The sequence below is a fragment of the Bradyrhizobium algeriense genome, from assembly GCF_036924595.1.
GTDB lineage: Bacteria > Pseudomonadota > Alphaproteobacteria > Rhizobiales > Xanthobacteraceae > Bradyrhizobium > Bradyrhizobium algeriense.
The window spans coordinates 5737794-5748718 of sequence record NZ_JAZHRV010000001.1 but is presented as its reverse complement, the minus strand read 5'-3'; the positions used below and the strand labels follow the sequence as shown (position 1 = coordinate 5748718).

General features: G+C 63.7%; 11 protein-coding genes. 4 read left to right on the top strand and 7 right to left on the bottom strand.

Annotation, left to right across the window (positions count from 1 at the left end; all coding sequences use genetic code 11):
* Nucleotides 1–5 precede the first annotated feature (5 nt).
* The 5 genes from V1286_RS27700 to V1286_RS27680 form a co-directional block, all read right to left on the bottom strand.
* The gene (locus V1286_RS27700; RefSeq protein WP_334484989.1) at nt 6–668 is read right to left on the bottom strand and encodes a class I SAM-dependent methyltransferase; all 663 of its coding nucleotides are present in this window, start codon (nt 666–668) and stop codon (nt 6–8) included.
* On the bottom strand, nt 665–1153 hold the full coding sequence (locus V1286_RS27695) for a hypothetical protein (RefSeq protein WP_334484987.1): 489 nt from the start codon (nt 1151–1153) through the stop codon (nt 665–667). The genes V1286_RS27700 and V1286_RS27695 overlap by 4 nt, the downstream gene beginning before the upstream one ends.
* Nucleotides 1154–1285: 132 nt before the next feature.
* The gene (locus V1286_RS27690; protein ID WP_417021283.1) at nt 1286–2440 is read right to left on the bottom strand and encodes an alpha-hydroxy acid oxidase; all 1155 of its coding nucleotides are present in this window, start codon (nt 2438–2440) and stop codon (nt 1286–1288) included.
* Nucleotides 2441–2537: 97 nt separating this feature from the next.
* Nucleotides 2538–3359 carry an MlaD family protein gene (locus V1286_RS27685; protein ID WP_334484983.1) on the bottom strand — a complete coding sequence of 274 codons (822 nt, stop codon included), beginning with the start codon at nt 3357–3359 and terminating at the stop codon, nt 2538–2540.
* 107 nt (nt 3360–3466) lie between these two features.
* The gene (locus V1286_RS27680) at nt 3467–4366 is read right to left on the bottom strand and encodes a LysR family transcriptional regulator (protein ID WP_334484981.1); all 900 of its coding nucleotides are present in this window, start codon (nt 4364–4366) and stop codon (nt 3467–3469) included.
* 103 nt (nt 4367–4469) lie between these two features.
* Between V1286_RS27680 and V1286_RS27675 the strand changes: the two genes are divergently transcribed.
* Complete coding sequence (locus tag V1286_RS27675) at nt 4470–5459, top strand: zinc-dependent alcohol dehydrogenase family protein (protein ID WP_334484979.1); 990 nt, start codon at nt 4470–4472, stop codon at nt 5457–5459.
* Nucleotides 5460–5461: 2 nt separating this feature from the next.
* On the opposite strand, the gene V1286_RS27670 is transcribed toward V1286_RS27675, so the two are convergent.
* Nucleotides 5462–6391 (bottom strand): DMT family transporter, encoded by a 930-nt coding sequence (locus tag V1286_RS27670; RefSeq protein ID WP_334484978.1) that lies wholly within the window; start codon nt 6389–6391, stop codon nt 5462–5464.
* 407 nt (nt 6392–6798) lie between these two features.
* On the opposite strand from V1286_RS27670, the gene V1286_RS27665 reads away from it, so the two are divergent.
* Nucleotides 6799–6963: a hypothetical protein gene (locus V1286_RS27665; RefSeq protein WP_334484977.1), complete on the top strand. Its 165-nt coding sequence runs from the start codon at nt 6799–6801 to the stop codon at nt 6961–6963.
* Nucleotides 6964–6986: 23 nt separating this feature from the next.
* On the opposite strand, the gene ybaK is transcribed toward V1286_RS27665, so the two are convergent.
* Nucleotides 6987–7460 carry a Cys-tRNA(Pro) deacylase gene (gene ybaK, locus V1286_RS27660; protein ID WP_334484976.1) on the bottom strand — a complete coding sequence of 158 codons (474 nt, stop codon included), beginning with the start codon at nt 7458–7460 and terminating at the stop codon, nt 6987–6989.
* Nucleotides 7461–7739: 279 nt separating this feature from the next.
* Between ybaK and V1286_RS27655 the strand changes: the two genes are divergently transcribed.
* On the top strand, nt 7740–9032 hold the full coding sequence (locus V1286_RS27655) for an adenylosuccinate synthase (protein WP_334484975.1): 1293 nt from the start codon (nt 7740–7742) through the stop codon (nt 9030–9032).
* A gap of 50 nt (nt 9033–9082) precedes the next feature.
* Entirely contained in the window at nt 9083–10702 is a 1620-nt protein-coding gene (locus V1286_RS27650) for a hypothetical protein (protein ID WP_334484974.1), read from the top strand.
* Nucleotides 10703–10925: the final 223 nt, after the last annotated feature.

Sequence of the window (10925 nt, the reverse complement as noted above, 5' to 3'; positions counted from 1 at the left end):
TTCGGCTAACGGCGCACGATCAGCGTGTATTCCCGCAAGCCATAATCGTCGAGCACTTCGGTCGCCGATCCGAACCGGTCCGCGCAGTATCGCGCCCACCGGTCGGGTTGGGTGGAGTAGAGCCCTTTCCGGTCCGGCTTGCCACCCGCCGGCGCCTTCATGAAATTCACCGCAAAGCCCCGGCTGCTGGTCCGGTGCAATTGATCGAGTGTTTCGGCGACAAATCTCTCCCAGATCGCCAGCGGTTGATCGAGCTGGACATTGAAAATACCGCTTGCGACCGAGTAGTCGGCTACCCTTGGGCTGGCATGGCCGAGCACGAACGAGACGTTGGCGCGGTTGCGCCACAGGCGGCGTGCGCGACGGAGCATCGCCTCAGAGAGGTCGATCCCGACATAATCGATTGCACAATCGGCGTGGCGCTGGTCCAGATAGGCGATCAGCGCGCCGTAGCCGCAGCCAAGGTCGTTGCAGCTGAACGGCGAACTGAAGTCGCACAGCTTCAACAGCTGCACGAAGCGAAGTTCTTGCGTTGGCACGCAGCTCCAGTCCACGCCGAGCGGCGTTGCGCCGAATTTGGCGACCTTCGCCGAGTAATAGGACGCGATCGCGGCATGGACGGGGGCGAGGTCGCTGGGATCGGCTTCCATCGCCCCCGCGGATATCATGCGGGTTGTCCGCCCGGTTTCATCGGCAATGAGATCGTGAGGTAATCCTTTTCGATGTAGAAGATTGGCCGGTCCGGCTCGGTGACGATGACGATCGGCCCGTATTGGCCGCGCGAGTCGTGAGCCTTCATGAAGCAGGGGAGAAGCTTTCCGCCGTCGCCGAAATTGGCCATCAATGCCTTAACAATTCGCTGATCGCCCGTCTCGCCTGCCTTGTCCGATCCCAACCTGGGAAGGACGTCCAGCAAACTGAACCAACGGTTCTTGGCGCGGTTGTTCTGCAGGCCGCCCAGACCGAGCAATCTTGCGCTCTGGGCAAACGTCCGGTCGGCACGAAAAATTCCGAACTCGGACTGAAGCACTGCAATTTCATTGTTGCCGCCGCCGGAAAATCCCTGTTCTGTTTGACTTAGCCCAAACCGCAAATTGAACTGTTCCATAAGTGTGCCGATATAGATATCGTCCTCGGCCATAAGCGCGCCCATTGTCGCTCTCCATAATCGCCAAAGTTGAAAATGAGGTATGCTGCAGCGGCGGTATTGAACCCCCACCTTGCAAAAATAGCAACCTCCGGGCGCCGATTGGCTGACTTTGGGTCGCCCGGAAATCCGCCCGAACTAGAACTTCCTTACCAGGTCCGGCGTGATCTCGCTGATCGAGCGAATACCAAGCAGCGCGAGGTTGCGGTCGATCTCGGCTTTCAGCAGCGTGATCGCGCGCTGCACGCCGGCTTCGCCGCCGGCGATCGCGGCATAGAGGAAGGGACGGCCGACCCAGACGAAATGCGCGCCGAGCGCCAGCGCCTTGATCACATCGGTGCCGCGGCGGATGCCGCCGTCGACCATGATTGTCATGCCCTTGGCCTCAGTCGCGATCTCCGGCAGCGTGCGCAGGCCCGACATCGTGTAGTCGAGCTGGCGGCCGCCATGGTTGGACAGCATCACGCCGTCGACGCCGCTTTCGCGCGCGATGCGCGCATCCGCCGGCGAGACCAGTCCCTTGACGACGAGCTTGCCCTTCCAGCGTTTGCGGATCAGCTCGACATGCTTCCAGGCGAGCTGGTCGCGGGCGCCGATATTGCGCATCAGGTTTTTCGCCAGCACCGGCGGGCCGCGTTTGGCATCCATGTTTTCGAAATGCGGCATGCCGAAATTCATCATGGTGCGCGCCCAGGTGCCGAACAGCCAGTGCGGATGGGTGACCGTGTCCCAGAACACGCGCGGCGTGATCGCGAGCGGCACCTGAAAGCCGTTGCGGATGTTGTTCTCGCGGTTCGGCGGCACCGGCACATCGGCGGTGACGACGAAGGTATCGTAGCCGGCGGCTGCAACGCGATCGACCAGCGGTTCGATCCGCTCCGGCAACCCTGCCAGATAGGCCTGATACCACGCGGCCTGATTGGCGGCGCGCACATCCTCCAGCGTGATCAGCGACGAGGCGCTGAGGATCATCGGCACGTTTTCGGCTTTCGCCGCCTTCGTCAGCACGATGTCGCCGCGATAGGCTGATAGCGCCGACGAGCCCATCGGCGGAATGCCGAACGGCGAGGCGTAGGTCTTGCCGAACAGCGTGGTGGTCTGGTCGCGGCCGGAGACGTCGTTGAGCACGCGCGGTACGAAACCGTATTCGTCGAGGGCCTTGCGGTTGTCGCGCATGGCGGCATCGGTCTCGGCGCCGCCGGAGATGTAGCCGTAGAGGAATTTTGGAATCCGGCGCCGTGCGACAGGCTCGAAATCGTCGAGCGCGAGATATTTTTGTAAAGCGCGCGGCACCGCGCTCTCGGTGCGGGTCACGGTCGCGGGCGGCGCGGTCACAGCGGTGGATTTGTCGAGCACGTCGGGCGTTCCGTTATTTTGGTATTGATTCAAGCTATCGTCTGGCGGGCGAGGCGGGGGGCCTGCTGCCGTACTTGCTATTGTTGATGGATTGGCTGATTTCGCCAAACATTTTTCGCGTGTCCGCCATCAGCGTCCCGGATTTCTTGTCAAAACTTTCGATCAGCTCGCGCATCGAGATCACGGTCGGAAGCAATTCGCCGCCATATTTGTCGCTGGCGAGGCTGCCGAAGAAATCCTTGGTCTTGGTCAGCGCGCCGTCGACGGCGTTGACGCCGTTTTCGGCGGTCGCGATGATGCTGGTGATCTTCTCGCCGTCACCGGTCAGCGAGTCCGTGAAGGTCTCAAAATTCCGCAGCGTATCCTTGATCGCCACCTCATTGTCGGCAATCACCCGGTCGACGTTGCGCAGCGCCACCCGGATTTTTTCCTGGGTGTTGAGCGTCCCGTCCCGATCGGCGGTCAGCTCGGGAATGCCGTCCAGGCCCTTTGGCGGCGGCAGCGCCTCATCGGAGCCGCCGGTGAAGGAGATCGCGGCGATACCCGTCAGCCCCTGAAATTCGAGGCCGACTTGCGTGTCGCTTTTCACCGGCGTGTTGCCGTCGATCATGGCCAGCGCCACGACGCGGCGCGGATGGTCGAGCTTGAGCGACACTACTTCGCCGACCCGGATGCCGGCGAAGTTCACGCTGCCGCCCTTGCGCAGGCCGGACGCCGAACCTTCGAAGATCACCCGGAACGGCACCTTCTGCTTGGCGCTGACGAACTTCTGGTAGCCGAGAAACCCGCCCAGCGATCCCCCGATCAGGGCCAGGACGAGCGTGCCGATCAACAGATTGCTGGCGCGAACCTTCATCGATTGCCTTAAGCGAAACACGCTTCAGGAGTAGCGGATCTGGCAGATAAAGTCACCGCGGATGCGTGCGCTGCCAGCGTTTCCGTGGCGGGCGGCGTGATCGCCGTTCACGTCATCAGCCCCGGCAAGGCCGCCGCCAGCGCGTCGACCGCAAGACGAACCTTCAGAGGCAAATAAGGTGCCTGCAGCCAAAGCGCATAGCCGTCGTACAGGAAACCGGTTTGATTGGGCAGTAACGGCACAAGGGCGCCTGCCTGAATCCGTTCGCGAACCAGCCAATAGGGTAGCCACGCAACTCCCATCCCCGCAGCCGCAGCATCGGCGATGGCGTCGAGATCGTCGAGCCGGAAGCGGCTGACCGGCATGAGCTGCATCGGAGGCTGATCGTCGCGCGGAAACAGCCAGGGGCTCGCATGACCGGAACGGCCATAGAGGATGGCTTGATGTTTGCCTATATCCTCGATCTCTCGCGGGGTTCCGTGAGTCGCCAGATAGGATGGCGAGGCGCAGACAATCATGCGCTGGCGCGCGATGCGACGGGCGATCAATCCGGCCTTGTCCTGCAGCGTGCCGGTGCGGATTGCGAGGTCGAAGCCGCCGTCAGAAAGCTCGGTGAGAGAATCGCTGAAAGACAGATCGAGCTCGAGTTGGGGATGCCGCCCCGCCAACTCCAGCAACACCGGAGCAACGCAGCGGCGGCCGAACAGCACGGGCATAGTGACCCGCAGCTTGCCGCGCGGCTCGGAAAGTTGTTCGGCCGCGAGTGCGTCCGCGGCCTCGGCTTCAGCGAGCACTGATCGGCACCGATCATAGTAGGCGCGGCCGAACTCGGTCAGGCTCTGACGGCGCGTGGTGCGGTTGATAAGGCGAACCCCCAGACGTTGTTCGAGAAACCGGACGTGCTTGCCGACCATGGGTCCAGACAGATCGAGCGCATCCGCCGCGGCCGCGAACGAGCCGAGGTCGGCGGCTTTGACGAATACGGCCATGCTGGAAAGACGATCCATAATTCAAAACCATTAGTTTCGACTGTCCTGCTTGGGAAGGGATTTATTGCTCCAGTGAAGCTTGGCATTACCTATTCGGCTCAATTGTTTTGGAGTTTGTCGAATGGTTCGCGTCGTCCGTTTTCATCAGCATGGGGGTCCCGAGGTGCTGCGCATCGAGAATATCGATGTGCCACCGCCCGCTCCGGGCGAGGTGCAAATCCGCGTTCGGGCGTTGGGGCTCAACCGTGCCGAAGTGCTGCTCCGTTCCGGCTCTTATATCGAGACGCCGACATTACCTTCCGGGCTTGGCCTGGAAGCAGCCGGCATCGTCGAAGTGGTCGGTGCAGGCGTCGACAGCTTCGCGCCCGGCGATGCCGTCAGCGTGGTGCCTCCGCTATCGATGGTCCGCTGGCCCGCCTATGGCGAGCTGGCGAGCTTCCCTGCCGAACTCGTCGTCCAGCACCCGCGTTCGCTCAGCTTTGAGGCGGCGGCAGCGATCTGGATGCCAACCGTTACCGCCTATGGCGCACTGATCGAGATCGCCACGCTGCGGCGGGAGGATTTCGTGGTCATTACGGCGGCATCCAGCAGTGTCGGACTTGCCGCCATTCAGATTGCCAACCAGACCGGCGCGACTGCGATCGCGGTCACGCGGACGTCCCGTAAAAAGCGGGCCTTGCTAGGGTTCGGTGCCGCGCATGTAATCGCTTCAGCGGAAGAGAATCTGGAAGTGCGGCTGAAGGAAATCGCCGGCCCCACGGGCGTTCGGGTCGTGTTCGATGCGGTTGGAGGCCCGATCTTTGAGCCTCTGACGGCGGCGATGTCGACAGGCGGCATCCTCATCGAGTATGGCGGCCTGAGTTCGGAGCCGACACCTTTTCCGCTGTTCAATGTGCTGAGCAAGCGCCTGACGCTGCGCGGCTACCTCATGCACGAGATCGTCGGCGACCCGGCGCGGCTTGAAGCCGCCAAGGCGTTCGTGCTCGCGGGGCTGAAGTCGGGTTCGCTACAGCCGGTAATCGCAAAGACCTTTCCGTTCGATCAGATCGTGGAGGCGCATCGATTTCTCGAGTCCAACGAACAGTTCGGCAAGATTGTCGTGACGCTTTGAGCTCAGCCCGTCTTCGGTTTTCGCGACGCCACGAATACCCCGGCCAGCACCAGCGCGAAGCCGATGAAGTGAAACACCTGCGGATGCTCGCCGAGGAAGACGATCGACATGATGGTTCCGAACACCGGCACCACGTGGAAGAACGGGGCTGCCCGGTTGGCGCCGATCAGCTGCACGCCGCGATTGTAGCAGAGATAGGCGATCGTCGAGGGAAACAGCGCGACATAGAACAGCGTCAGCAGATTGGCTGTATCGATCTGCATCGGCGGCCGCGCGAACAGTTCCCAGATGAACAGCGGGATCAGGCAGGCCGCGCCGGCGCCGAAGGTGAAGGCGACGAACGACAGGCCGTGGATATCGGGGCGTTTCAGCGACAGCACCGAATAGATCCCGAAGATCGCCAGCGCCACGATGAAGATCAGGTCGCCGATGTTGAAGTCGATGCCGGACAGCTTGGTGAGGTCGCCATGCATCAGGATGATCAGCACGCCGGCCATCGACAGCAAAACGCCCGCGGCCTGCGCCAGCGTCAGCCGTACGCCCAGCAGCAGCAGCGACCACACGGCGACCACCAGCGGGCCGGCCGACTGCAACAACAGCGTGTTCAGCGCCTGGGTGTGCTCGAGCGCCCAGTATTGCAGGGTATTGAACGCGCCGATGCCGGTGATCGAGAGCAGGATCATGATGCCGAGGCGGCTGCGGATCGCGGCCCAGTCGCGGACCAGATGCCTCCAGGCGAACGGCAGGATGATCAGGAACGCGAACGACCAGCGCAGGAACGAAAGCGTCACCGGCGCGATGTGGCCGGCGGCCATCCGTCCGACGATGGCGTTGCCGGCCCAGCACAGCGCGGTGATGCTGAGCAGCAGGTAAGGCTGGTTGGCGAGCCAGTTCCCGGATCGGGCGGATGAAGTCTGTTCGGAAGCCGACATTTCAGGATAAGGCCCGGTTCATGGCGCCGCGGCCCGCCCGGCCGACCTCGCCGGGCCGGAAATGTGGCCCGGCCCCCGCCACAGACACGGATTTGCGGTGCTCATCAATGGTGCAGGATGCATCGCGACCATGCAGCCGCCTAGACTGTCCCCCTGTCTGTTCCTTGCCTGTTGTTTGGGGTTGCCAGCGGGCACACGAATATGCAATCAAAGGACGATTGATTTATACGACCCAACCCTGGTTTGTTTTCCGGGCGCATGGCGTGGGTTATTCCGGGTTTAATTTCAGTACAGGGCGTTCGTTCGATCGCTGGGACCACGGTTTTGCAGGCGGCGGCTGCGCAGCAGCTTCGTCTGTCCGTGAGGCGAATTTCTAGAGATGATGGGTTATTCCTTTGAACAAGCCAATGTCGGCCGAAGAAGCCGAAGCCGAAACACGTCACCAGTTTGCCGTTCGCGCCAATTCTATACTGGCGTTCATCGAATGCGATGAGGAGCAGCGCCCGAAACTGCGCAGGGCCATCATCGAGGCGATGCTATGGGCGCAGACGCAGCCACAACTCTCCACGTAGGGCCCCGCCGGAGCCGGGGCCGCTCACGCCACCAGTGCGCGCGCGATCGCGCCCGCAGCCTTCACGGCGTCCTGGGGAGCGAGTTCGACCTGCAAGCCGCGCTGGCCGCCATTGAGGAACACGCTCGCATGGCCGAGCGCCGCCTCCTCGATCGCGACCGGCACGCGCTTCTTCTGCCCGAACGGCGAGATGCCGCCGACATGGTAGCCGGTCAGTCGTTCGGCATCCGCCGGCCGCATCATCTTGGCCGCCTTGGCGGCGAAGGCGCTCGCAAGCTTTTTCATGCTGACTTCGCAGTCCGACGGCACCACGGCGCAGACCGGCTTGCCGTCGACCTCGGCCATCAGCGTCTTGAGCACGCGCGCCGGCGGCACGCCGAGCGCCTCCGCCGCCTGCAGCCCGATGCTCGCCGCATCCGGGTCGTAGTCGTAGGCATGCAGGGTGAATTTCACGCCCAGCTTTTCCAGCGCCTGCGTTGCACGGGTGGTTTTCGACATGGCCTTTCCGTCATTGCCGGATGTTAATGGGTCTCTCGCCCGGTGGTCAGGAATTTTACGGGGATATCAATGGGTTGGAGCCGTTCTAAGGCCCCCCTAAAACTGCCTTCTTGCTTGCCTAGAGCACCCGCTTCCTTTATCCGGTGGGGCTGCCTCGCATGCGAACGGCCCCGGCCGTGATTTTGGCTGGGCAGGCTAGCGCATGATCCGGAAATGTGGAGACCGGTTTTCCGGAAGGGTCATGCTGGGACCATCAGATTTGCAGGGAACACTTTAGAAATGGCCAACGTTGTCGTCGTCGGCGCCCAATGGGGCGACGAAGGGAAGGGCAAGATCGTCGACTGGTTGTCGGAGCAGGCCGATATCGTCGTGCGCTTCCAGGGCGGCCACAATGCCGGCCATACGCTTGTCATCAATGGCGAGACCTACAAGCTGGCGCTGCTGCCGTCCGGCGTGTTGCGCCCCTCGAAGCTTGCCGTGATCGGGAATGGCGTCGTGTTCGATCCGCAGGCCTTTCTGGACGAAGTTACAAAACTGAAGGGCCAGGGCGTGGCCATCAGCCCGGAAAACTTGCGCATCGCCGAGAACGTCACGCTGATCCTGCCGCTGCACCGCGATCTCGACGCCTTGCGGGAATCTTCCAATGCGGTCACCGCGATCGGCACAACGCGTCGCGGCATCGGCCCCGCCTATGAAGACAAGGTGGGCCGCCGCGCCATCCGCCTGATGGACCTCGCCGACCTCGACACGCTGCCGCACAAGATCGACCGTCTGCTGGCGCATCACAACGCGCTGCGCCGCGGGCTCAATCTGGAGGAGATCGACGGCGGCGGGATCCTGAAGGAGCTCACTGCACTCGCGCCAAAACTGTTGCCCTACGCCGAGACGGTGTGGCGGCTGCTCGACATCAAGCGCCGCGAGGGCAAGCGCATCCTGTTCGAGGGCGCGCAAGGCGCGCTGCTCGACGTCGACCATGGCACGTACCCTTACGTCACCTCATCCAACACGGTGGCGGCGCAGGCGGCGACCGGCACCGGCATGGGGCCGGCCTCGGTTGGTTACGTGCTTGGCATCTGCAAGGCCTACACGACCCGCGTGGGGCTGGGACCGTTCCCGACCGAGCAGGACAACGACATCGGCCGCAAGATCGGCGAACGCGGCCGCGAGTTCGGCACCAATACCGGCCGTCCACGCCGCTGCGGCTGGTTCGATGCCATGCTGGTGCGCCAGACCGTCCGCACCTGCGGCATCACCGGGCTCGCACTTACAAAACTCGACATTCTCGACGGCTTCGACACCATCGAGGTCTGCACCGGCTACATGCTGGACGGCAAGGAGATCGACCATCTGCCGGCGGGCGAGGGCGCCCAGGCCCGGGTGGTTCCGATCTACGAAACCATCGAGGGCTGGAAGGAGCCCACCGCCAACGCCCGCTCTTGGGCAGATCTGCCGGCCCAGGCCATTAAATATGTCCGCCGGGTCGAGGAACTCGTGGGTTGTCCCATCGCATTGCTTTCCACCAGCCCCGAACGCGAGGATACTATTCTGGTACAGAACCCGTTCGAGGCTTAACGGGATGTTACCGCCAAGGCTCCAATATCGACCTGCAGTATTGAAGAGAAATGGCTGATTATTACCCGCTGATCGCACGTGCTATCGCCGGCCTGGACCCCAATGCTCCAGGCGAGAGCCGCCGTGCGCTTTATGAGCGGGCTCGCACCGCGCTGATCGCGCAGTTGCGCAGCGTTCAGCCGCCGCTTTCCGAATCCGAAATCACCCGCGAACGGCTGTCGCTGGAAGAGGCCGTGCGCAAGGTCGAATCGGAAGCCGCCCAGCGCGCCCGCGAGGCAAGCCGGCCCGGCGGCGGCGGTGGCGCCGCGCGCGGCGGCGATGCTTTCCGCCGCGCCAATGCCCGGCCGCCGGAATCCGCAGGCCCTCCGGGCGCGCCGCCCGGTGCGATGCGCCAGCGTCCGCCTTCTCCTCCTTCGCGCGAGGCCCGTCCGCCGCTTGGCCAGGATGAGCAACGCCCGCCGCGCAATCTGCGCGCCGATGCGCCGCCGCCCGGCGCGCCGCGTCCGCAGCCGCCGCAGATTCCGATGCAGGATGCCGGCCCGTCGGCGCGTGGCGGCGGCCCTCGCCGCGGTCCCGAAAACGGCCTGCCGCCGCCACCGCCACCGCCCGGCATGCGCGGCTTCCGCGACATCGCCGCCGACGCCGACGATCTCGGCCGCGCCGCGGCCCAGGCCAACCGCGCCGCGCGAAAAACCTATGCCAACGTGCCGTCGCCCTCGCCGGAATTCGACCGGCTCGAGCCGAGCATGGAAAACCGCGGCGCCGATCCCGACGCGCCCTATTCGTATGACGAATCGCTGGAGGAGGCCGACCGTTACGCGCCGCAGCCGCCGCAAATGCCGCCGCCGCGTGAGCGTTCGCGGCTGTCGCAGGATCGCGACCGCGAGCCGAAGAAACAGCGCGCACGGTCGGCGGCGGTGTTTCCGTTCAAGAGCGCGATTGCGGTCGGTATCGTGCTCATTCTGGTCGGCGCCGGCATCCTGTGGGGCAAGTCGGCCGTCACGGCCGTGGGCGGCCTGTTCAAATCCTCCACTGTGGTGGAAGCGCCGAAGGATCCGGCCGCACCCCAGTCGCGCCCAAAAATTCCCGATCGCGTCGGCCAGCCGTCGCCAGGCGAGAACGTCGCGCCGGTGGCGCAGCGCGTCGTGCTGTATGACGAGGACCCGTCAGATCCCAAGGGCAAGCAATATGTCGGCTCGGTGATCTGGCGCACCGAACCGATCAAGGCGAGCGGCAACCAGAAGCCGGATGTCGCCGTGCGCGCCGACATCGAGATTCCCGACCGCAAGTTCAAGATGACGATGTCGTTCCGCCGCAATACCGACAGTTCGCTGCCGGCGAGCCACACCGCGGAATTGACCTTCATCCTGCCGCAGGATTTCTCCGGCGGCGGCGTCGGCAACGTGCCGGGCATTTTGATGAAGTCCAATGAGCAGGCGCGCGGCACGCCGCTGGCAGGCCTCGCCGTCAAAGTCACCGACGGCTTCTTCCTGGTCGGCCTCTCCAACGTCGATTCCGACCGCGCCCGCAATTTGCAGCTTCTGAAGGAGCGCTCCTGGTTCGACGTTCCGCTGGTCTATGTCAACCAGCGCCGCGCCATCATCGCGATCGAAAAGGGCTCCCCCGGCGAACGCGCGTTCAATGACGCGTTCGCGATGTGGGGGGAGTAGCTGGAGCGCAGCGGATGCGCTCTCAGGCCTGAGCTGATCTCCGTTGAGCCAGGAGATCGATCGTTAAATCGATCGCTGCGCGGGTAGCGAAAGAGTCCAGCAGGAAGACAGCCTCAGCATTGCACATCATCCGGCTGAGGCCGTTCGCGTTCGTCTTCGAGCGCAGCGACCGATCACTCGGCGGTGGCGGCTCGCCTCCGTGCGGCGTGCTCGCGGTCCATCA